Annotated in this window: 15 protein-coding genes; 2 read left to right on the top strand and 13 right to left on the bottom strand. The window is 45.8% G+C overall.

The window, feature by feature from the left end:
- Nucleotide 1 precedes the first annotated feature (1 nt).
- The 13 genes from AC1DLM_RS11720 to AC1DLM_RS11660 all read right to left on the bottom strand — a co-directional run bounded on the left by AC1DLM_RS11720 (nucleotide 2) and on the right by AC1DLM_RS11660 (nucleotide 16,909).
- Nucleotides 2-2,074: a sialidase family protein gene (locus tag AC1DLM_RS11720; RefSeq protein WP_477570014.1), complete on the bottom strand. Its 2,073-nt coding sequence runs from the start codon at nucleotides 2,072-2,074 to the stop codon at nucleotides 2-4.
- 99 nt (nucleotides 2,075-2,173) lie between these two features.
- Nucleotides 2,174-4,540, bottom strand: a complete 2,367-nt coding sequence (locus AC1DLM_RS11715) for a family 43 glycosylhydrolase (protein ID WP_477570007.1) — start codon at nucleotides 4,538-4,540, stop codon at nucleotides 2,174-2,176.
- 101 nt (nucleotides 4,541-4,641) lie between these two features.
- A complete protein-coding gene (locus AC1DLM_RS11710) occupies nucleotides 4,642-5,478 on the bottom strand; it encodes a carbohydrate ABC transporter permease (protein ID WP_477570006.1) in 837 nt (278 codons plus the stop codon).
- Nucleotides 5,479-5,496: 18 nt separating this feature from the next.
- The gene (locus tag AC1DLM_RS11705) at nucleotides 5,497-6,396 is read right to left on the bottom strand and encodes a carbohydrate ABC transporter permease (RefSeq protein ID WP_441989275.1); all 900 of its coding nucleotides are present in this window, start codon (nucleotides 6,394-6,396) and stop codon (nucleotides 5,497-5,499) included.
- An 81-nt stretch (nucleotides 6,397-6,477) separates the two neighbouring features.
- The gene (locus AC1DLM_RS11700) at nucleotides 6,478-7,866 is read right to left on the bottom strand and encodes an ABC transporter substrate-binding protein (protein WP_441989274.1); all 1,389 of its coding nucleotides are present in this window, start codon (nucleotides 7,864-7,866) and stop codon (nucleotides 6,478-6,480) included.
- Between the two features lie 298 nt (nucleotides 7,867-8,164).
- Complete coding sequence (locus AC1DLM_RS11695) at nucleotides 8,165-9,088, bottom strand: ArsR/SmtB family transcription factor (protein WP_441989273.1); 924 nt, start codon at nucleotides 9,086-9,088, stop codon at nucleotides 8,165-8,167.
- Nucleotides 9,089-9,337: 249 nt separating this feature from the next.
- Nucleotides 9,338-10,276, bottom strand: a complete 939-nt coding sequence (locus AC1DLM_RS11690; protein ID WP_477570005.1) for a malonate decarboxylase subunit epsilon — start codon at nucleotides 10,274-10,276, stop codon at nucleotides 9,338-9,340.
- 14 nt (nucleotides 10,277-10,290) lie between these two features.
- Complete coding sequence (locus AC1DLM_RS11685; RefSeq protein WP_477570004.1) at nucleotides 10,291-10,917, bottom strand: malonate decarboxylase holo-ACP synthase; 627 nt, start codon at nucleotides 10,915-10,917, stop codon at nucleotides 10,291-10,293.
- Nucleotides 10,908-12,623: a biotin-independent malonate decarboxylase subunit beta gene (locus AC1DLM_RS11680; RefSeq protein WP_477570003.1), complete on the bottom strand. Its 1,716-nt coding sequence runs from the start codon at nucleotides 12,621-12,623 to the stop codon at nucleotides 10,908-10,910. The genes AC1DLM_RS11685 and AC1DLM_RS11680 overlap by 10 nt, the downstream gene beginning before the upstream one ends.
- Complete coding sequence (locus tag AC1DLM_RS11675) at nucleotides 12,620-12,913, bottom strand: malonate decarboxylase subunit delta (protein WP_441989269.1); 294 nt, start codon at nucleotides 12,911-12,913, stop codon at nucleotides 12,620-12,622. Before AC1DLM_RS11675 ends, AC1DLM_RS11680 begins: the two co-directional genes overlap by 4 nt.
- Complete coding sequence (locus AC1DLM_RS11670) at nucleotides 12,888-13,784, bottom strand: triphosphoribosyl-dephospho-CoA synthase (RefSeq protein WP_441989268.1); 897 nt, start codon at nucleotides 13,782-13,784, stop codon at nucleotides 12,888-12,890. Before AC1DLM_RS11670 ends, AC1DLM_RS11675 begins: the two co-directional genes overlap by 26 nt.
- 8 nt (nucleotides 13,785-13,792) lie before the next feature.
- Nucleotides 13,793-15,451, bottom strand: coding sequence for a malonate decarboxylase subunit alpha (gene mdcA / locus AC1DLM_RS11665; RefSeq protein WP_441989267.1), 1,659 nt, complete (start codon nucleotides 15,449-15,451; stop codon nucleotides 13,793-13,795).
- Between the two features lie 15 nt (nucleotides 15,452-15,466).
- A complete protein-coding gene (locus AC1DLM_RS11660; RefSeq protein ID WP_441989266.1) occupies nucleotides 15,467-16,909 on the bottom strand; it encodes a carboxylesterase/lipase family protein in 1,443 nt (480 codons plus the stop codon).
- Nucleotides 16,910-17,009: 100 nt separating this feature from the next.
- Between AC1DLM_RS11660 and AC1DLM_RS11655 the strand changes: the two genes are divergently transcribed.
- Complete coding sequence (locus AC1DLM_RS11655) at nucleotides 17,010-17,888, top strand: LysR family transcriptional regulator (protein ID WP_441989265.1); 879 nt, start codon at nucleotides 17,010-17,012, stop codon at nucleotides 17,886-17,888.
- A 327-nt stretch (nucleotides 17,889-18,215) separates the two neighbouring features.
- Nucleotides 18,216-22,904: a X2-like carbohydrate binding domain-containing protein gene (locus AC1DLM_RS11650; protein ID WP_477570002.1), complete on the top strand. Its 4,689-nt coding sequence runs from the start codon at nucleotides 18,216-18,218 to the stop codon at nucleotides 22,902-22,904.
- Nucleotides 22,905-23,019: the final 115 nt, after the last annotated feature.

Genomic DNA, 23,019 nt, shown 5'->3' with positions numbered 1-23,019 from the left:
GTTAATTGGTCCGGAAAAATTCAACATTATCGATATCTGCCCATTGGCTGCTGCTGCTATTTGAGGCGAAAAATCCGACGGCCGCTTGACCATTAGTCACGCTAATGCCGGAGATCGTCACCTGCGTCCAAGTCGAAGTAACCGGGAAATTGGTTTGTCGAGCAGTCCCACCATAGTCTTTCACTTCCATATAATTACTGGTTTGGCCGCCACTGCTCCTCAAATAAGCTCGCATCGTATACGTTCCGTTTTGCAGACCTGTAATTGTCTGACCAACATAAGCTGTACCTGGTGAACTAATGCCTGCAAGACCGATGAAGTAGTTCCCTCCTCCAGGTGCACGCGCGATGCCGTCGTTAATGCCATGAATGTGAATCCGATCTGGATAATCGGACCCATATGTCGTCCATCCGTTCACATTTGCCGTTTCATATCCCCAGTTATTCGTTAGATTGACATTCAGCGGCGTGGTCGAAGCGGTTTTGATAAATTCAACGTTGTCAATATCCGCCCATTGGCTGTCGCTTGTATTCGCAGCGTAAAAACCGATAGTCGCCTGTGTATTTATTACACTAATACCAGTGATGGTTACCTGCGTCCAAGTTCCTGTAACKGGAAAATTAGTTGTCATCGTAGGTCCACCATAGTCTTTCACTTCCATGTAGTTACTGGTTTGGCCGCCACTGCTCCTCATATAGGCTCGCATTGTGTAGGTACCTCTATCCAGACCTGTGATCGTCTGACCGATATAAGCAGTACCAGGAGAACTAGTTCCTGCAAGACCGATGAAGTAGTTTCCGCCACCCGGTGCACGTGCAATACCATCATTTAGTCCATGAATGTGAATCCTGTTTGGATAATCGGCTCCCGAAGGTGCCCATCCGTTCACATTCGCCGTTTCAAAACCCCAATTATCGGCAAGATTCACGTTCGAGGGAGTACCTGCATTTCCCGTCCGCAAGTAAATGCCAGTACTAGGAAAGTTGGCGGATGTGACTGCCATAACGCGAGTCGTATCAACAGCCATTAATGAATTCCAGTTGGAAAACTTCGTGTCCGATACAGGGAATACATTATATAAATAACCCCAAGTCGCGCCGTTATCGGAGCTGATCATCGTTCGCATCGATGAATAACTGTCTCCCGTGTTGGCGCTGTCATCATCCGTTTGGAAGCTGGCCATTAATCTGCCATCGCCCAGTTTGACGACAAATGGTGCTCCGGCTTTTTTCCCTGTATTCGTTGGAATAAACATGGTTTGACGGGAACTTGACCAGTTTATACCATCATTGGAAATTTTGTACTTGATCACAAATGGATGCCCACTTACGTCCGTGGCCTCAAACACTACAATATACCTGCCGTCTGCCATTTTTGTGAAAACCGGCATGCCGTCTCTGGAGCTATTAGCCACCCCGTCGCTGACAACTGTCGCGCTGCTCCAACCGCTTCCGTTCCAGGTTTTCATCAATAATTTCTGCTTTCCCGAGGTACCGACAACGGCCGAGCTATCATCCGCATACATGACGGAAATCGTGCTTCCCACATAACCGAGGAATGGCTCCCATACCCCAGTGAAAGAGGTTTCCGATTCGGTCGCTATTTGTCCATTTGCCAGATCCGACCAGGTGCTGCCTCCATCGCTGCTCTTTCGAACTTTCAAATAAGTGGTATACGTGCTGCCAGAATGTATGACCACGCGATAAGCCAACCAAATATCTCCATTGGTTAATAGGAGCATCTGACCGTTGCCGACATCCCCATTCGCATCAGAAGCGGCTGTAATAGGCGCTCCCCATGTAAGGCCACCATCCGTGCTTTTCGCTACCTTAACTTTCGTAAAACCTCCGTCCGCATTTGAATCAAAGGAAGCCAACATGTTGTTGCTACTCAGCTGAAGCATCCTCGGATACCAGACTCCACCTGTACCGGTAGTGTAAACTGTCGTGTTTGATGTTGGCCAAGCCATCCCGCTCGTTGCCGCTTGAGCCATATTGAAAGGAATAATAAGCGAAGCCACCATCATCAAAACCATCATGAATTTACCCAAGCGCAAACGACTTTTAGCTTTCATCTTTACATTTCCTCCTTTGAAAAAATGTTAATCTAACAGCTTGATTCATTTCGAGCTTGTGTCGTATCTAGAGGCAATATAAAGTAATTAAACTATGAATCACCTCCTTACTAAGGATAAATTGGTAAAGAGCCACGATGGCGACGCTGAACGAATACCGATTTTTCCGTGCATCCATGCATTCGCATCCGTCCATTCCAAGGCAGGTTGCTTCGAATCGTTTACATATACCTTCATTGTTGCTCCACTTACGTCTACAGCGATGTGTACGATTGATCCAGTGGCAAAACTGATCGGAGCTGAATCTACTTCATTCTGGTCATAATTCATTTTCTTCAGGATCATACGTCCGTTGCGGAAGGTCAGTTGATAACCCATGAACGAATCCCTTACTTGTTCGGGAAATTCAGATTCGTTCGTGACACGAAACAAGAGCCCTGCCTCTTCAATAGAATCTGCAGTGGATTTCAAATCAACTTCCACCCTATAATCCGTCCATTCATCGCTGCCTGCATACATTTTGGCATCGGAGCCCTCAGTCTGTACGGCATACCCTTCTTCACGTTTCATCCATTTGCCATACATATCTTCAGGCAAAATTTGACTAAACATATTTGAGTTCTTTTCAGTCGGCAGTTCAGAGATTCTGTATATATCTAAATAGCGGTAATTCAAATTTCCTTTAACCAGTTTTACTGTCAAAATATGCTCGCCTTGTGTTAGCTTCATATTTCCTATGTGCTTTTTAACCCACGGGTTTCCTTCGCTCTGACTCATATGGCCTAATTCAAAACGTTGAGGTTTCCCATCAACCTGCAGTTCCACCACATTTTCATTCCCGTCTTCCTTCATCATGGCATCAAAACCRTAGGTTCCGTCTGACTCCACATTAATTCTATATGCGAGCCAGTCTCCTTTTCCCGCCATCGTAACGTCATTACTGCCGTCTTCACTCGTTTGGATCGGAACACCGTCTTCTTCGCGCATAACAGACCCTTTAATGGGATGCCCGACATGAAATCCTTGATCTTTTTCTCCCAAATAATGAACTGCTTCAATACTTCCGGGAACCGGTTTGGCTGTCTCATAGTCACTGCTGCCATCCGCTTCGTTAGAAAAAGCTGTGTATTCCAACGTCGGCTTGATGTGGCGATATGCATACCCGATTTTCCCAGGTTTCGCATGGATATCTGTAAGAGTAAGCTTGTTCATTTGATCGAAATAGATGTTAGTACCTCGCGCATTACTCTCAACTCGAATGGTATGCAGCTTAGTAAAGTCCATTGCTTGGGGAAGCTGAGAAGTTGCAAGCTGCTTCCTATTCCCACTCTTCATCTCGAACAAGGCTATACTTCGCAATGCGGGATCAATACCAACAGAGTAATAATTATTGTCATCCGTATAGGAAAAGACGGTCTCGAAAGAAGCCTCCGCCACTCGTGTATTCTCCATGTTCATGCGAAAATTAAATTCTGCTGTAAACCGATTCTTATCGGCAGCTTTACTGCTCAACCATTTCGTTTCATTTACATTGTCACGAACATCCCAAAGCTTCTGATCCAACGGCTTATTGACGCCATCATAAAAATCCGGCATTCGTGGAACTGGTTGAGGAAAATGAGTGCCATCGCCAAGAACAACCATTTTCTCGCCATTAAAAACGATTCGGTCCATATTTAGCATCCGAACCGGAGGCCCTTCCTTCGAATGGCCAATTAAATTATGATAAAAAATATAATAAGCATCAAGGTTTGGACCTATCACACTGGAACTATGGCCCAGCCCATTAAAATCTTGTTTCGTGCTGATGACGATCGGGTTATTTTCTGGCACTTTGTAGGTGCCGATTGGCGAGTCCGTCGCTACTGCGTAATTGATCCGATATCCTTTACTGAACACGTGATTTCCTGTATAAGTCATGAAATATTTGCCGTCGCGTTTAATAATCATTGAACCTTCCGTCCAATGGCCCAAAAAAGCGCTAAGCGTCTTTTCCTCAGTCATTGTGTAAGGATCCGACATTTCGTGTCCAATAATACCTTTACCACTCGCGTGCGTAAAATACCACTTGCCGTCATCATCAATAAATACAGAGCCATCAATGGATAAACCCAGATTTTCAGTTTGAATCGTAAACGGTCCAGTAGGGCTCTCGCTGCGAAGCACATAATGGCCTTTTCCGGCAGGCGAGGTGTACATATAGAAAAACCCATTCCAGTAAACGACTTCCGGTGCGTAAGCTCCTTCGGTCAGTGGGTCTTCCGTAGCTAGCCCTTCATATTTCCAATGAATCAAATCGCTTGAGCTCCAAGCTTTAATGCCCACACGAAAATCCTTCGTACTGCAATACAAATAATAGAGTCCGTTATATCGCATCACATAGGGATCGCCTATCCCGTAATCAGGCCATTCCTGCTCAAGCGCCAATGAATTCTGATACGATTCCCCAAGCGTGGAATTCAACATAGGACCTCTTCCTTTCCCGCTAAATGAAATTGTAATCACTATGGCTAATAGGGATATAACTAGACCAATAACTATCCGTTTTGACCGTATCCTACGTTTGGTCATTTTAATCCACTAATGCTTAAGGATTCGATAAAGTACCGCTGGCAGAGAAAAAACACCAAGACAACTGGCACTAAGGCGATCAATGAAGCAGCCATCATGTTGGGATAGTTGGCTTGCGAGATATAGTTTGATTGCAAACTCGCAATAATAACTTGAATCGTTTGTTTTTCAGTCGAATGCAAATAGATCACCGGTCCAAGAAAATCGTTCCATATCCCCATGAATCCAAGTGCAGCCTGCGCGGCAATGGCCGGCTTAACGATGGGAAGCGCCACAGTAGTAAACGTTCGGAAATAGCTCGCACCGTCTATTTTGGATGCATCAATTAAATCCGAAGGAATGCTCCCTTGCATAAATTGCTTGAAGAAAAAGATCGTGACGATATTTCCGAATAAGCCAGGTACAATGAGAGGAAGCAGCGTATCCACCCAGTTCAAGTAAGAAAAACCGATAAATTGAGGAATCATCACCACGGAGTAGGGAATCATCATCGTGCCGAGCAAACAAAGAAAAATAGTCTCTTTAAACGGAAAATTAAATTTGGAAAACGAATAAGCAGCCATCGCGGAAACAAACAATCCCACGCTCAAAACACAAATCACAATAATAAGACTATTCATAAAGCCGGTTAACAACGGGGCTTTATTCCAAACCTMCACAAAGTTATTCCATGTAAATGGGGCCGGTATCCATGTCGGCGGGAGATCAAAAACATGCTCTTGCGTTTTAAATGCTGTCGAGACCGTCCATGCAAATGGAGCCAGCATAACAAAAGAACCGAGAAGTAAAATAGCGTAGGCCATTACATTCGTAGACCGCTCATTTCTATTCATCGCGCAACCTTCCTTTCTCTAGTCGTTATATACCCAACGTTTGGATAATTTAAATTGAATGAGTGTGATGATGAAGATTAAGATACCTAATACCCATGCGACCGCACTCGCGTAACCCATGTTGAAATACTTAAAAGCTTCATTAAAGATATAGAAGACGATGGTTGCCCCGCTGTATTCCGGTCCACCATCTGTTGCCATAATGTACATTTGGCTAAACGATTGGAATGTACCGATAATCCCCATGACAATTACAAAGAAATGAATCGGTGAGAGTAAAGGAAATGTAATATAACGAAATAGACTCCAACGGTTCGCACCATCAACGGTTGCCGCCTCATAATAATCGGAAGCAATGGCCTGAAGCCCCGCCAAATATAAAACCATGTTTCTGCCTATGCCCCCCCATAAGCCCATAAGTATGAAGGAAGGCTTTACCCAATGAGGATCACCTAGCCAGTTAGGTCCCTGGACGCCAAATAAACTATAAATCCAATCATTAATCAATCCATAATCATTATTCAAAATCCATTGCCATAGCAAAGCAACAGCAATGATTGGGGAAATGACAGGAATATAGTAAATCGTTCTCAGGAAAGAAACCCCTTTAAGTTTGCGATTCATCAGAATAGCAATAAAAAGAGAAAAGGCCATTCCTATTGGTATTTCAATAAGTAAATATAAGGTGTTGTACAACGATTTATAAAACTTCTCATCCACTATCATTTCTTTATAATTTCCAATGCCATTCCATTTCGCAGGACTGACCATGTCCCAATCCATAAAACTTAACACAAACGATGATACGAGGGGCGCGAGCCCGAAGATCATAAATCCGAGAACCGGAATAGCAACAAATAAGTACGACCATACGATTTCACGCCGTCTAAAACCTGGTATTTTTCTTGCCGTTATCATACTCATCCCACCTGTTTTTAGGACGAAGGACGAAACTGGAAGCCATCGGCTTCTATTTTCGTCCTTCCATATCCTTATTTATTATTTCTTGTTTCCTTTATCGTAGAGCTCTTGAAGCTTAGGTTTCATTTCTTTAGCCCATTCCTCAGCTGTTTGTTTCCCTTCCCATACGCGGCTTACTTCTTGGTTAAAGGTGTCGAGCCATTTCGTATCTACGGATCCTGCAGCAATCGGCGAATGTCCGTAATCTTCAATGATGTCTAGGAATACTTGGCGATTTGCCGGAGCCTTATCCATTTTCATGAACTCACCTTTCGCCATATCGACCAGGTTCGGAACCGCTTGACCCAACTGGTAGTTTTCTTTCTGTGAGTCACGATCTAGACTTAAATAAGCAGCCAAGTTAAATGCATCTTCAGGAAATTTGGTTTTGCTGGAAATTACGAAACCTGCTGAGCCTAACCAAGTTGCCGTTTTACCTGTTTTCGGACTTGCAGGCCACGCCGCAATGTCCCATCCGAAAGGCAGCTTCCAGAAACCAGGCTGATCCCACGGTCCCATTGGGAACATACCTATCTTGCCTGCAACAAAGCGGGCATAACCACCTTGCGCTTTCTCATCGGTTGGCGAAGGACTAACTTTATATTTCAATTTTAAATCAGCTACGAATTGTAAGGCTTCTATGAAAGCAGGCTCATCAATTTTGATGGTTCCTGTATTGTAATCAATGTAGTCCCCACCATTAGCCCATACAGCTGACTCTAATGAGTAGCCCGCTACTCCAAAAACATCGGTTTTTCCATTAGCGCCTTGTGTTGTGATTTTTTTGGCAGCTTCAATCATATCATTCCAAGTCCATTCGCCAGCTTTTGCGCTTGGATATTTTACCCCCGCTTTATCAAACAGATCTTTGTTATAAGCGAATGCCCATGGGCCGACATCTTTAGGTAAACCGTACAGACTTCCTTTCCCTAAAACTTTACCATCGAAGCGATAACGGTCTAGCCCTTTTTTCCAAACATTACTCTCTTCAAAAGATTTTGATGACTTGATGAGATCATCCATTTTTAGTAGAGTTCCGCTACCGGCAAGCTTTTGAAACAGAGGCTCACCTGCATAGAAAACATCCGGCGCTTTACCTGAAGCAACTAGTGTTTCCAACTTTTGGGCATATTCAGCAGGAGGTACTATGGTATATTTCACTTTCTTTGTAGGATACTTCTGCATATAGGAATCAGTTAGCTTTTGAAATACCGCTTTTTCCGTATCGCCGCCCCAACCCATAAAGGAAATCTCGGAATTCTCTGCTGGTTTGGCTGTTGCAGCTGCAGGTGTTGCCTGGGCAGAAGGTTGCGTGGTGGATTTGTCTGTCGATTCCGTTGTGCTTTTTGAGCATCCCGTTACAACCATAGCAAAACTTAGCATTAGAGGCACTGAAAGCTTAGCCATTTTACTTTTCAATACGTTCATTTAAACTCCCCCAAATCAGATTTTGGTTTAATAAGGCATAAAATTAATAAGCAAGAATTATGAATTGTGAAGCGGTTACACAAACAATATTTCCTTCCTTCCCTTATTTTCAAAAAAAACATTTAATTCGTTTTATTACAAATAAAATGTTTATATTCATACAATACTTAATTTTTACGTAATTGTCAACGCTTTCATTCAATTATTATGTTTGTTTTAACGAAATATACTGATAAAGCCCAACCGTTACATATAATACGTAACAGTTGGGCTTTATGGTATTTCCTATTCTATATTTTTATACATATTGAATTTTCATCACAATTGCTTGGGCATAATCGCCGAAGCCGCGACCAAATAAGTTGATTCCTCCATGGTGCAAAGCATCAGGTTTAACCCCAATTTTGAATCCAATGAAAGGATATTTCTCAAGATGAAGATCCGCAATCGAGACAGAGGACGTTTTCTCATTATCGACGGAACTCCGCTTTTCATCCACCCTCCATGTTTTCAGAATACCGTATTGCGTACTGCTGTCATTCCACCACAAAGGATTAAGCTTGCCTCTATGGTCGCCGAAATCGCCTGGTGATGTCCAGGTTCCTATCTCTATACCATTGACCCATACTGTAATGTCTGAAGGCCACTCATTGTTATAGTTAGGCGCTTCAGAACAAATTTCCAACGAAAACTCGATGGATGTAATCGTTGCATGCTGTGGAATCACTTTAGGAAAACGGTATTCAATCCATCCCTGCCGCAACCATATGATTTCAGCTGTTTTACTCTCTGGGTGATAAAAGCTAACCGGATCATCCTCCGGAATCACCATGCCGTTTAGATTGGCCATACCACAAGTCGGAGATACTTCGAAGTTTATAAAATGACCGATAGGCATCTCGATCTCATACAAATTGTTAGGATTTTTATACATGGCAATTGGATTCAAACACATGTGCACGTCATCAAAGTTACGGCTGCAAACCTTCATTGCCCCTCGAGATGCAGGCTGTAATTCCGTTAAGATAAGCCCTGATTCCTCCAATACCTTGACATTAATCGCAGTAGTCGAAACTGGAATTTTAAGCATCTCGGCAATTTCAATGATATTCAGATTATGATGTTGTAAGAGGAGTTTGATTATATTAATTCTGGTGTGAGAAGAAAGTGCATGAGCAACAGCGACTAATTGATTTGGTTCATTAATTGATAATTCCAACATACATAATCCCCCATTACCAAACTAAATTCTCGAACTTGTAAACGTTTATTACAATATATTATCGAATAATCCCATCTCTTGTCCACTTATTATATAAGAAATTATTTTTTAAGTAATAAAACACTCTTTATGTATTAAACTCACCCCGCATCCATCAATGCTATTGAAGTAAAATTAAAAAGCCCTACGATTTCTCGTAAGGCCAGTTTTATGGAGCGCAGATACACTATTGCGAAAACGCGCCCTTATTCATGTTTCGTTCCATTTATGCTCCCGGTTTATTAAGTAGACAACCGAATCAAGCCTTGTTTCCCCCATTGCTATGGATTGAACGGAAGGCAGCGCTTGACGAGCAAGATTGGTAAGAACTTGACCAGGAAGCATTTCGACAAACAAACGAACACCAAGCTCACTCAAAAGAGTTGTAGCTTGGTGCCATTGGACCGGATTCGCCACACCGCAAGCAAGATCATTGCGAATCGCATCCGCTGATCGTAATAATCGTGCGTTCGTATTCGCTACATACGGAAAACAGGGCTCTTTGAAAATCACTTTCTTCATTGCCAGCTCCAAATCATGTGAAACCTGACTGAGGAGTTTACAGTGGGACGGAACTGAGACTTGGAGAAGCTCAGCTTTTCGTGCTCCGTTCCTTCGAGCCTCCACAAACAGGTTTTGGATATGCTCCAGCTTACCAGCTATCGTGATTTGATGAGGGCCGTTGAGGTTAGCAATGCATACCTCTTGACCGCACTTGAAGGCTTTTTCAACCATGGAACGCAATTTCTGCTCTGCGATGCCTACAATGACCCCCATTCCGTAACCGAAACGAAACGAATTCTCCATCCATTCGGCACGCAATTTCACTAGCTCACATGCATCTCTAAATGACAGGACTTCCGAAATCACTGCTGCTGCGAAGGTTCCAACCGAATGCCCTGCTACGAAGTCTGGCTTTGCACCTTCCTGTATGAGCGCACGACCACTGGCAACTCCTGAGTAGAGAAGTGCCAACTGTACGGAAACCGTAGAGGATAGTGCTTCAGAAGTATCTATTGCAAGCGCATCTTTGTCCATGAACGAAGTCGCTTCATCGAGGGTTGTCTCGATCACAGGATGAGAAGGCAATTGATGCAGCATACCTGGAAATTGCGATCCTTGACCTGAAAACAAAAAAGCCACGCTCATCTTCTTTGACCTCCTTATACGTTGACCCAAGGATCCTTGACCAAACGAGGTCCTAAGTCCGCTCTCAAAAGCATGGAACCACTTCCTCTCGCATATTCCATTAATGAAACAGCTCCTAATGGCGTTTCAAGCTGAACATCGATTCGGACAGGAAATGACTTATGAAACTTGATTAATTCCTGGGCAACACTTTGCCCCAAACGTTGCGGAGTACGAATAACCACATCCAGATCACTTCCTGCGTGTGCTGTAGGTACCCCGCTGGCCAGTTCAAATCCGATACTGCCAGTTGGTCCCCACGATAAGCTATAAGCGGAATAAATCTCAATCAATTTATCAAGGAAATTAAAGGCTTCAATCTGTGAGCGCCGCGGACTTCTTTTCCATAACCGCTGCTCAATCAAGTCCTCTGGCTCAACCTTCTCTATGATGGCATCCATCGGCAAAAAAGCGGAAAACCGCTGACAGCGTGAATTCCCGCGAATACCAACAGGTATCCTGCCATATTTGGCAGTATCGCGGCGAACTACAACCCAGTTCGCATGATCTATGGAACCACCAACCCAATCCGGAATCGGGGTATCGACGATTAGGGAGCCTACCGATGGTATCCTCAGCAAATCATGTACCCTTATATCCATTGTTCCGCCAGCTTGAGACGAACTGCAATAGAAGCGGCTCGATTTATTTTCGCCTCTCCGGAAAGAAGGCGGCTGCTCAGGTCCGGTGAAGATTTACGCGAAGCCGAGATGGCATCCATCAGAAGATGCAGTTTGACTTTCACAATATCCGTTGAAGTTGGCTGGTCAGCATTAATGCCGCCTGTCAAACTGTGTAATGCTCCTAAGGTCGCAAAAGATTCGATGTCGTATGCCGCAGCTGGGATCTTTTGCGCCGTTGCCTCTAACTCTTCTATACTCCGTCGAGTCACTCTTGCAGCCGACTTCTTGGACATGACCTGCACCGAGACTCCCGGATCATTCAGCGCAACTAATCGGTTGGCTTGCAGTCCATGGGCCAGAAATGCACCGGATATCGCATTCCCAACCATAAAAGCAATCACTGTGTGCCCTGCGAGTCGTGCACTCGCATAAGCATCCGCCGCTGCTGCACAAGCTAAATAAATCCCAAGCATTTCCTCGCGATACCCGTATGCTTGACTCGGAACGTCGACGATCGCTACAATCGCCCTGCGCTGTCCATCCTTATCTTCTTCCATGGCCTGCCGAACATAGTGTGCAATCGTCCATCCTTCATCCAGACCGACTTCCCCGCTGCGGGCGCGATGGAAACGGTTGTTCCTATTCGGAACAACCGCGATGTATCGTACCCGCTCGTCTCCAATGATAGAGTCTGCGCACAGTACAGTAGGAGCTCCGTTTTGCAGCGGTTCCTGATTTCCCGTCAAGGCTTGAAACCAAGTTCTTCCCCTGCTAATTAATGTTTCTGGATTCGATTGCTGCCAAAGCGCTTTTAATGTTTGAATGTCACTATTGTCGGTATGGAGAGGGGATCTACTCCACAATGTCCGAAGCGATTTTGGTTGAATGGTTTGCTCGGTATCGATCAAGGCAAGTCTTGCAAGAAACGATTCTACTTGTGCACTTCGGAGATTGTCATGGATACCGCTCCGATAGACGCTGCGTATCGACAGAAAGATGTCCTCAACATCATCCTCAATAAGGAAATCCGCCATTCCTGTTTCATAGCGCTGCTCACCGCCGACGGTTTGCCAAATCAAAGATCTGTCTCTCGAATCCCACTCTAAGATCCCGGCTTCTTGTTCGATCACTTCTGGGCCATTCAATTGAAGTCGACCTTGCCGAGTCATCATAACCGTACTGCAGAGGCCTGCCGTAATGGACATACCGCCGAAGCAACCGATCATTCCAGCGATCACACAGACAACTGGCTGGTAACGACGCAAAGCTACGATAGCCGTGTGCATTTCCGCGATTGCAAGGAGACCGTAGTTCCCTTCTTGCAGCCTGACTCCTCCTGTTTCGAGCAGTAATACGGCACGAGTGGGTATTCCATTCCGATTATCTTGAATAGCCAGTTCCAATGCTCCTGCGATTTTGGCACCCGATACTTCACCAATGCCTCCCCCCAGAAAAGCACCMTCGATGGAGACAACAACGGCGGAATCCCCCTCTATCGTCCCTCTTCCTATGATAACGCCATCATCGCTCTGCGGAACGATGCCTAGAGCCTCCAGATGGGGGGATTCCATCTTTTCGAATGGACCTAGAAGTTCCCTGAATGTTCCTTGATCGATAACGGATTGGGCACGTTCTCTCGCATTCAGCTCGATAAAACTGTTTCTTTCCCTAATAGGAATCGTCATAACTCCAACACCTCAATGGCTTGGGCTAATCGCAAGGAAACAACTCCGGGTGTGGCTCCAAAATCGTTAATTTCAATACGAGCAGCCACATGATGTTTCAGAAAGAATCGGTCCATAATGGCTTTCCACGTATCCTCAAATCCATCAGACTGCGTGCGGATATGAACCTGTGCGGTCTGTTCTGTTAGAGGTTCGATTAATATTTCCAAATCACCCGAGCCGGCTACACCTACATGGGCACGTCGGGAAATAGACTTATTCGCATCATAGTGAAGTGTAAGCTTTTCCATAGTAAACGCCTCCCCCCGTTTCCTTGTGATGTAACGATATGTTCGACAAACGATCCACAAACAGCGTTGCTGCCAGTAAATCCGCACTTCCCCCAGGTGATACATGTCTCGTTACGAGGTCTTGGTCCAATCGCTGCAACGCCTCCCATCCGGTGACGGAAGATACCCCACCGAAATCAAGAACTTTTTGAGCGGCCTGCTGTACAACTAGTAACGTTTCCATGCCACCACGATGAATCAAACAGGTATCATCTAGGTTGGCCATGATGGCAAGCAATGCGTTTAACCGTGCATGTTTTTCAGATATCTTGCGCCTGCGAGAGTCTCGCAGCACGGGGAGTCCGACCTTCACTACGTGCGGAAAGCCATCCATTGCTTCTCCACGAGCACCTTTAACTCCATGGGTTTGCATAGCCTTTGTGCCGTTGGAGGTTGGTACTAATGCGTGGCGATCAGGAAATCGAGCTAACGTCCCCGCAGCTTCTGCGATTTGCTCCGGAGCATCTCCATTTCCGCAAATGGCAGCCCCCGCGATAAGTAAACCTAATGCCCAAATGGCGCCGCGGTGCGTATTAATGCCTCCAGTAGTATGCAGCATGTTCTGTTCCCCGTCACGTCCAATGCATGCAAGGGTCTCCCGCAGCTCTTGATTCGGCTCTCCGCCATAAGCCGCATAACCCATTGCCTCAAAGCTATCGTACAAGGACCTAGCCGAAGCAATCATAAGTGCGCCGTTCATATCCTTATGGCTGCCGGAGGACTGTAAATCCACCAATCCGGGCTTAGGAGTCAACTCCACTTCGTCAATTAGCGCTGCCACTGCCAGGTCTCCCAAGCATTGACCGCATTGTTCGGCATTCCTCCATATCATGGCTTCACCTACCAACTGCGAAATTTACCGGGAGGTTTATAAAGTCCATCTGACCATTCCACAAGTTCTTCAACACTTTTGGCCGCAAGCAAGGAGCGCTTGGCGTCTGTCCGGCGAATTCCCAAATCTTCCGGAAAGGCGATCAAACCATCTTTCCTTAATTGTTCGTTAAGGGAAAGGTTATGATTAAGGCCTAGAGGTGTAACACCAGCGATGGCAGCCAAGGCTAGCTTGCGTTCTTCCAGATTTTGCGCCTTGTATAAATAGGCGATCCCTTCCTCCGTAATCACGTGAGTCACGTCATCGCCATAAATCATAACCGGAGCTATCGGCAAATTGGCATCCTGCCCAACTGCGACGGCATCCAAGGACTCGACAAATGTCGGCTGGTCTCCTTTTTGAAATGTTTCAAACATTTGGACAACCAGTTTTTTCCCACGAACGATCGTCCCCTCATTAGAAACCATATCCAGCCAGGCTGGGGACGAATGCCTGCGCCCATGAGGATCACTGCCCATATTCGGTGCTCCGCCGAATCCCGCTAGTCTGCCTGATGTAACTGTCGACGAGTTGCCTTCCTCATCCATCTGGAGCGTTGACCCGATAAACAGATCGACACCGTACATCCCAGCCATTTGACAATAAGCGCGATTCGAACGGAGACTTCCGTCTTTTCCTGTGAAGAAGATATCCGGTCTTGCCGCAATGTACGCTTCCATTCCCACCTCTCCACCAAAACAGTGAATACTCTCCACCCAACCGCTCTCAATAGCTGGGATAAGTGTTGGATGCGGATTCAGCGCCCAATGCTTGCAAATTTTTCCGCGAAGGCCAAGACTTGCACCATAAGTAGGCAGCAATAACTCAATAGCTGCAGTATTAAATCCGATCCCATGATTTAACGACATCACTTCATGCCGCTCATAAACGCCTCGAATGGCCATCATAGCCATAAGAATCTGCATCTCCGTAATTTGTCGCGGATCTCGCGTAAACAAAGCTTCAAGCTGATAAGGCTTATCCGCTACAACGATGACATCTACCCAAGACGCTGGAATGTCCACTCGGGGTAACTCATCTACGATTTCGTTCACCTGTACAATGACGATCCCATTGGAAAAAGCTGTCGCCTCAACAAGTGTCGGTGTCTCCTCCGTATTCGGTCCCGTAAATAGATTACCAGCAAGATCCGCTTTATCTGCAGCAACCAAGGCGATGTTAGGAATTAAATCAATAAACATCCGGGCATACAATTCGAGATAGGTATGTATGGCACCCACTTCAATCAGACCGTCTTCGATCATTTGTGCAATTCGTAAGCTTTGAGGTCCTGCATAGGCAAAATCCAACTTACGAGCTATCCCTTTTTCGAAAATGTCAAGATGTTCAGGTCGCGAGATGCTGCTGATAAGCATATGCAGGTTGTTGACTTTAAGGGTATCCAGTTTAGAGAGTGCTGCAGAAAGGAAAGTCGCTTGCTTTTGATTGTTACCTTCAAGAGCTACCTTATCACCCGGGAACATCAATGCCTCCATGGCATCCACGATACGATCCGTCGGAAGGATGGCACCTCGTAACCACGATTTCACCAAGCTCATTCGGCGATTTTTTTCATCTCGCCTCTTCGTCCATTTGCGCACTTCTTGTAATTGTTCCACCACATTCATAACCTCCATAGCCTATTACAGGACGAAAACCTGCGAAGGAACGTCTTTTATAGGCTGACTAGAAATAATCTGGCACTCCTCATCAAAAATCATGGTCTTACGCTCCATAAGATCAAACTTACACCAATGCACATCGTCCACTTCCGGATTTGCGAAGTTCATGAATGAAACCCATGCTTGGTGCATGCGGTCAACTAACCCCTCGATCTCTTGCGGTCTCGTCGGGAGTTTCCAGATCAATGACATTTCCGCCCCATGGGCAGCACCCATCGGTCCCTTGCTGCAATCAAATCGGTACAGCCAAACAGGAACATCGTTCACTGCAAGAGCCTCTGCAAGTTGAACAACTGCGTATCCATATAGATAGTTAGTTAATGTTTCAATTGCAGCTTGTTCCCTCGTCGCTTGAGTGCTGGAAACTTCATACGCTTGTAGAACCCCCACACTATTTCTCCCAAATAAAGCTTGAATTTTAGATTTCTCAAAAATGCTTAAACCTTCCAATTGAACCTGAACTAAAGCCTCTTCCCTATTGGAACCGATTAAAATAGGTACTAAATTCGCTTCACCCATTTGAATCGATTCTAACGGAGGTCGTACAATCGTTTTGCCGTCAATCACAGGGCCAAACTTATGAAGTCCAGTCATTCCTCCAGAGAAAATCGATTGTGCCTCTAACAGCTGGGAAACCGGCAGCTCCAAGAGAATATCCCCTTGTTCTTTGGAGATATTCAAAGCTTTAAGAAATTGACCGGTAATTTCAGAAGCCGTATTAAAATCTCGTATCGATTGAACGCCTCCGCTCTGAATAATGGCCCTTTGGAATAATCCCTTTGCATCTAGAACGCAGAGTAGCGAGGAAGCCAATTTCGCTCCAGCTGAGTGCCCCATAACAGTAACTCGAGTAGGATCTCCCCCAAAGCTCGAAATATGTTGTTGAACCCAGCGTAAGGCTGCGACGATATCTAACAATCCGCAATTACCAGAACCTCTGTATGCCTCACCCAATATATCACCTAATTCCAAAAAACCTAACGCACCCATTCTATAATTGATCGTTACACTAACGATTCCACTCTCAGCGAATACCGAACTGTCATGTAGTGATCCTGCCCCCATAACAAAGGCTCCGCCATGAATCCAAACAACAACAGGACGCTTTCGATCATCACAGGCAGGTGTCCATATATTCAAATACAAGCAATCTTCTGACTGCTCTTCCATGATTGGGAACACAGGCTGTCTAACTTGTGGAGCTATTTTGCCAAACTTTGACGCATCCAAAATACCTTCCCATGGTTTTACCGGTTCAGGAGGCTTAAATCTTAGTTCCTTGACAGGCGGGCATGCATACGGAATGCCTTTGAATATATGCAATCCATTCTCTTGAATACCTTCAAGTTGTCCATCACTAATTGAAACTACCAATTGGACACGTCCCTTCTTCAACGTAGACATACACTTCCTTGCTGTTTCATTTTATTACCGAATCATATATAGTGTAAAATATATAAATATATATATCTTATATAACTTAATGAATATATACAGGAGGACTATGGAGTTATCTCAGCTAAAATATTTTAGACATACAGCGCGAACAGAGAATATCACCAGATCAGCTGCTGAACTGCATATTTCACAACCGGCTCTAAGTAAAATGATCGTTACCTTGGAAAAAGACCTAGGTGTAAAGCTGTTTAACCGGGAAGGAAAACACATCAAGTTAAACCACCATGGGGCTGTTTTTTTGAAATACGTGGAAATTGCTCTGGGAGCTTTGGAGGATGGACGGAAAGAACTGGATGATGTCAGTGGACGAATGGATGGGACACTGAACATAATTTTTGACGTAGCCTCCCAATTGATGCCTGATTTGTTGAAAGAGTTTCGTGACCGCCATCCTGAGGTGACTTTTCATCTCTTGCAGCATGCCAGAAATCCTACGCAAACGAAATTCGATTTTTGTATCACTTCATCACTAGTTGGACCAAGCGGAACCGAAAAAATTGCATTGCTCAAGGAAGAAATTTTTCTCGCAGTACCTGAGACACATCCTCTTGCTTCCAAAAAAAGTGTCCATCTCTCCAGTTTTGCGGAAGATGGATTTATCACTTTGAAACAAGGAAGCAGTTTGCGTGAGACAACGGATGCCTTGTGTGCACTAGCCGGATTCAAGCCAAGCATTATATTTGAAAGCGACGATCCTGCAACGGTGCGCGGATTGATTCGGGCAGGTCAAGGAATAGCGTTCGTTCCTGCCATCACTTGGAAAGGCGCAACTGACTCCTCCGTTGTTTTGCTTCATGTTAAACATCCTGAATGCACGCGTATAATCGAGCTGCACTGGATGAAGGATAGCTATCTTTCCATTGCAGCCCAAGCATTTCATCAATTCACGATAGATTATTTCTCAAGATTACCTCATTCTCCCTAAAAGTTGTGGATCAAGAATAAAAAATGGATGCCGCTTTACCGAATATTTTATTGAGCTATTCAACAGCAAATAGGACAGACGAGTTTTTTCGTCTGTCCTTTACTTATTATATCCTTGGCCTCTTACACTAGGAGCGAATCTTCGGTTCCCTTGGACCGTTCTGAAGGAAGAATGAGATCTAGTTCTTGTCAAAATTGGTCAATTGTACGGTTTAAGGTAGAAGTGTACCTATCCACGCTCAGAATTTATCTTATATAATCGGTCGTGTGCAAGTGCGGTAACGCTTACATAAAGATGTCAGTTCAACGACAAAGGAGACAAGTGAGGATGAAAAGCAGATTGCAACGCCGAAGAAAGCTCTGGCTGGGTTTGCTGCTCTCTATCGTTGTCATTGCTCAGATTGGCTACGTCCCGTCTGGCGGAGGCACGGTCAAAGCAGCCGACAATAGCTTAGCGCAGAAGCCGTATATGGGCTGGAGCAGTTACAGTATGCAGGTCTACGACGGTCCATCCGGCAATTGGATTTCCGAAGCAAAGATCAAGAAGATGTCTGACGTCATGCACGAGAAACTGCAGGCCCATGGATACAACTATATTAATATCGATGCGGGCTGGAACGGCAGCATGGATGAGTACGGCAGACCGGTGCCAAGCACGACGCTTTATCCGGGAGGTTTCCAGAATCTCGTCGATTACATCCATGGAAACGGGCAGAAAGTCGGCCTGTATCTCCTCCCCGGTGTCTCGCCTGACGCGGTAACCCAGAACTTGCCTATTTATAACGCACCTGGTTGTACGATCGGTGACATTGTTGTAAAGCCTCACAAGTTCGCTGATTACTGGAACATCGGCTACAAAATTGATTTCAGCAATCGGTGCGCCCAAAAATATATTGATTCCGTTGCGGATGAGATCGCCTCCTGGGGTGTGGATTTTGTCAAATTCGATAGTGTAATGCCTGGTTCCGGACACAACGATGTTAGTATCGATGCACGCGATGACGTCAAAGCCTGGTCAACGGCTCTTAGTAGACACAACATTTGGTTTGAGCTGTCCTGGGCGCTTGACCACAACTACGTGGATTATTGGAAAAAATACGCTAACGGCTGGCGGGTCGATTGGGATGTGGAATCCTACGACCGCGAGGTTGGCATGACGCAATGGGCTAATATTGCGCGTTTGTTCCCCGACGCTGCGCTCTGGTGGCGCGATGCCGGACCGGGAGGCTGGAATGACTTCGATTCCCTGAATGTCGGCAACGGGTCTACCTCCGGTTTGACCAAAGATGAAAGACAAACGGCGGCAACGTTGTGGGCAGCTTCATCCGCTCAGTTCTATACAGGCGATGACCTGTCCAACCTCGACGCCTATGGTCTTGACTTACTTACGAACGACGAAGTCATCGCTGTCAATCAAGCCGGACGACCCGTACACCCGGTATCTACCTCGACCAACCAACAAGTGTGGTATGCCAATAACGGTGATGGTACTTATACGGTAGCTCTTTTCAATCTTGGAAACAAAGCAGCGCCTATTACCGTTAACTGGAGCGACATCGGTCTGAGTGGCTCTGCCTCCGTTCGCGACTTATGGAGCCATACCGAACTCGGCACTTATGCTTCTGGTTATGGTCCGATTTCCTTGGAGCCGCATGCCTCGCGTTTATTCAAAGTAACGGCGTTGGGAGGTAAATCCCTCGTCAATGACGATGACACTGGCTTGAAATACACAGGCACATGGACGCGCAACGGCGGTAAAGAACTGGCTCGCGACGCCCAAGACTTGTCCATTGCCGTAACGGACTCCTCTCCCGCTCCTGCTGTTCAGAGCGAATATGTTTCGGCGCAAGCAAATGCTAGTGACGCTACGGTCTCTCATGCCGTCTATATTAACGACACGGATCCGTTGATCCAATATTCGAACAAGTGGGGACATAACAGCGGAAGACCTTTTGGTGATTACCAAGGTGACGTTCATTATGGAGAATCCGACAGCGGTACAGATCCGGAGTTCAACTTCTCCTTTACGGGTACCGGCATTGAAGTATTCTCTGAACAAGGAACATCCAATGGACGGATGGACGTTTACATCGATGGGCAACTGAAAGGCACTGTGGACGCAGAAGGTACACAGCAGTCGGGGCAATATTCCGTCTATCGTATCGCTGATCTTCCGCAGGGTGCGCACACGTTGAGAGTGGTAAGAAACGGTAGCGGTCAATATTACCTCATTCTGGACGCTTTGAAGGTGACAACCGAAACGCTCTTAGGCCAAGCTTCCGCGAACAATTTTAACAAAGATCAACCTGCTGATATCACCACGACTCTTATCTTTGGCGATAGCTCGCTGATTGGCATCAAGAATGGCTCAGCTTCGCTGCAGCCAAATACAGATTACACGATAAATAGTGGCAATCTTGTAACGATTAGAAAAGAATACCTGCTCCAACAGCCTTCGGGGAGCCCGATCCAACTAGACTTCACTTTTGCCGGCGGGGACTCGCAATCGCAATCCATCGCCGTTACGGGAACGTCGCTTAATCCTTCAACCGCCGTCTTTGACAAGAAAACATCCGCACAAGCGGACGTCTCTGCCACGCTAACACTTGGCGGCAGCAACACTCTGATAGGCATTATGAACGGCACAGCCGCCTTAACGCCTGGACAGGACTACACATTTACAGACGGCGTAGTGAAAATTTTGAAGTCCTATTTGATCCAACAGCCTGTTGGACTGACCAATTTAACCTTTACGTTCAGTTCGGGAAATCCGCAAACTCTAGCCATAACCGTCAGCACCTCGGCATCCCCCGGAAGGTTCACCTACATCAACGACGACAACCCGGATATTCACTTCACTGGGGCTTGGAACCGCAGTACAAACCGTCCTTTTAACGATTACGGCAAAGATGTTCATTATGTAGAGCAAAATAACGACTATTTCACCTATACGTTTAATGGCACTGGCATTACCTATATAACCGAAGTTGATCAGGGTCAAGGCGATGTAGACATCTTTATAGATGGTCAATTACACGGAACTGCTCATACATACGGAGCGAATTCGCATAACGATGCTGGGCAAGAAGTCTATACCGTTATGAACTTGACGCCTGGCATTCATACGCTAAAAGCTGTCAAAAAGTCTGGACAGTTCATGCTCCTTGATGCGCTTAAAGTGCAGCAATCCGACTTGATTGACATCTCTGCCGCCGACTTCAACAAAAAAGCAGCTGCAGATGTGAGCGTTAACATCATCGGCAACGCTCAGAGTTTGCGCAGTATTTCCAAAGGCACCACGGCACTCATTAATCCGACTGATTACGAAATTAGCGGCAATCAAGTGACAATTAAAAAAGAATATCTCGCTGTTCAACCTGTCGGTAACTTGAAGCTTTCTTTTGCTTTTCAAGGTGATTATGCGGATGATGTTCATGCAACGACCGTGAACGGAGACTCCTTCCTTTACACATTCACAGGAAGTGGAATTGAGATCCTCTCGCCAACAGGGCCGGAATTGGGTGACATTGACATCTACATTGATGATAAGTTGAAGGATGCCGTTAGTACCTATTCGACCACTCGGAGTGCTGGAAACAGTCTTTACCACATCTCTTCTCTTTCCAAGGGCTCTCACACCCTAAAAGCAGTCAAAAAATCAGGCAGCTACATTCTTGTAGATGCGTTCAAGTTCGATATTGCTACGGTTGACAGCTCACCTTCCTCACCGCAAACTGGCGGCGGCTTAGCAGGTGGCAATACTGACACGAGCGCACTTAACATTGTGCGTACAACACAAGCTGATGGCTCGAGCAAAGAGGCAGTCAAGCTATCGGGCGACAATACGAAAAAGTTAATACAGAAATCGCAGACTTCTGGCGCCAAATCGGCTGTGGTTTCTCTGCCCGATGACAATGATGACGTGGCCGTAACCAATGTTGCAGTAGGTAAAGATTCGCTCGGTCTGCTAAGTGAAAGCGGGCTTGGATTAGACCTCGATACAGCCAATGTCAAAGTCCAAATTTCGAACGACTTGCTGAAAAACTTGAAAGACGACATTTATTTCAACTTTGTTCCTGTAAAATCTTCGGATGCAAGCAAAGATTTAGAAAAGCGCGCCAATACTGCGACAGTCGTGCTGAGCGTTGCCGGAGACGAAAAAGCGGCACTGGTTGGCCGTCCAGTAGACATTGTGACTAACCTGCAAAATCATGAGGTTACTCTCATTCTCCCACTTCCTGGAGACTTAATTGATGCCGATATTCAGCAAATCGGAGTCTACATCGAACACAGCGATGGGACTACGGAGTTTAAAAAAGGTAGCGTCACAACGTTTGAAGGCGGCCGTGGCATTCAATTTACAACGAGTAAATTCAGTACGTATGCGCTTTTGAACGTCGATGGTAAGACATTATCCTTCTCGCACCAACCGTACATCCAAGGCTATGAAAACAACTTGTTCCATCCAGACAACCAGATTACTCGTGCAGAAATGGCTACGATTCTCTCGCGAATTACGACCAATCTGGCATCAGGTAACAGCGGCGAATATGTTGACGTGGCCACAGATGACTGGGCTTACAAAGCCATCGTACAAGTATCACGCCAGGGATTCATGCGAGGTTACGCAGACGGCACATTCAAGCCAGAGCAACCCATCTCCAGAGCTGAAATGGCAGCACTTGCTGCTCGGTTCGCGGTGAGCCCTACTGGAACTGGAGATGGCTTTACCGATACGACTGGTCATTGGGCCGAAAACGCAATTAAAGCTGCACAAGGTGCGGGCTACTTGAAAGGTTACGCAGATGGCACGTTCGGCCCTGCCAAACCGCTAACGCGTGCAGAAGCGGTCACCATAATCAATCGTGTACTCGGTAGAGGACCGCTTTACGGAGTGAAGCACTCGCCTTGGACCGACGTCCCGAACGATCATTGGGCAGTTTATGACATTGAGGAAGCTTCCGCCAGCCATTCGTTTGAGCCCTTAGCAACCGGTGGAGAAAAAACGGTAGAGTAATCCCAACAGCTATGCACACATCAGAAAGAGGCAACCGATTAACTCAATCCGGTTGCCTCTTTCTTATACCCAATAAAGTCACGCCTAGCTTTTGTACCAAATCGGTATGCGCTTT

Source organism: Paenibacillus sp. 01T442, from assembly GCF_056398345.1.
The sequence above is the reverse complement of the archived record's forward strand: the minus strand, read 5'-3'. Positions and strand labels throughout refer to the sequence as shown.

What these genes read in the sequence shown, in the direction of transcription:
- AC1DLM_RS11690 (WP_477570005.1), bottom strand. Translation starts at nt 10,276, where the DNA reads ATGAGCGTGGCTTTTTTGTTTTCAGGTCAAGGATCGCAATTTCCAGGT.
- AC1DLM_RS11695 (WP_441989273.1), bottom strand. Translation starts at nt 9,088, where the DNA reads ATGTTGGAATTATCAATTAATGAACCAAATCAATTAGTCGCTGTTGCT.
- AC1DLM_RS11670 (WP_441989268.1), bottom strand. Translation starts at nt 13,784, where the DNA reads ATGATATGGAGGAATGCCGAACAATGCGGTCAATGCTTGGGAGACCTG.
- AC1DLM_RS11675 (WP_441989269.1), bottom strand. Translation starts at nt 12,913, where the DNA reads ATGGAAAAGCTTACACTTCACTATGATGCGAATAAGTCTATTTCCCGA.
- AC1DLM_RS11650 (WP_477570002.1), top strand. Translation starts at nt 18,216, where the DNA reads ATGAAAAGCAGATTGCAACGCCGAAGAAAGCTCTGGCTGGGTTTGCTG.
- AC1DLM_RS11700 (WP_441989274.1), bottom strand. Translation starts at nt 7,866, where the DNA reads ATGAACGTATTGAAAAGTAAAATGGCTAAGCTTTCAGTGCCTCTAATG.
- AC1DLM_RS11685 (WP_477570004.1), bottom strand. Translation starts at nt 10,917, where the DNA reads ATGGATATAAGGGTACATGATTTGCTGAGGATACCATCGGTAGGCTCC.
- AC1DLM_RS11655 (WP_441989265.1), top strand. Translation starts at nt 17,010, where the DNA reads ATGGAGTTATCTCAGCTAAAATATTTTAGACATACAGCGCGAACAGAG.
- AC1DLM_RS11660 (WP_441989266.1), bottom strand. Translation starts at nt 16,909, where the DNA reads ATGTCTACGTTGAAGAAGGGACGTGTCCAATTGGTAGTTTCAATTAGT.
- mdcA (WP_441989267.1), bottom strand. Translation starts at nt 15,451, where the DNA reads ATGAATGTGGTGGAACAATTACAAGAAGTGCGCAAATGGACGAAGAGG.
- AC1DLM_RS11705 (WP_441989275.1), bottom strand. Translation starts at nt 6,396, where the DNA reads ATGATAACGGCAAGAAAAATACCAGGTTTTAGACGGCGTGAAATCGTA.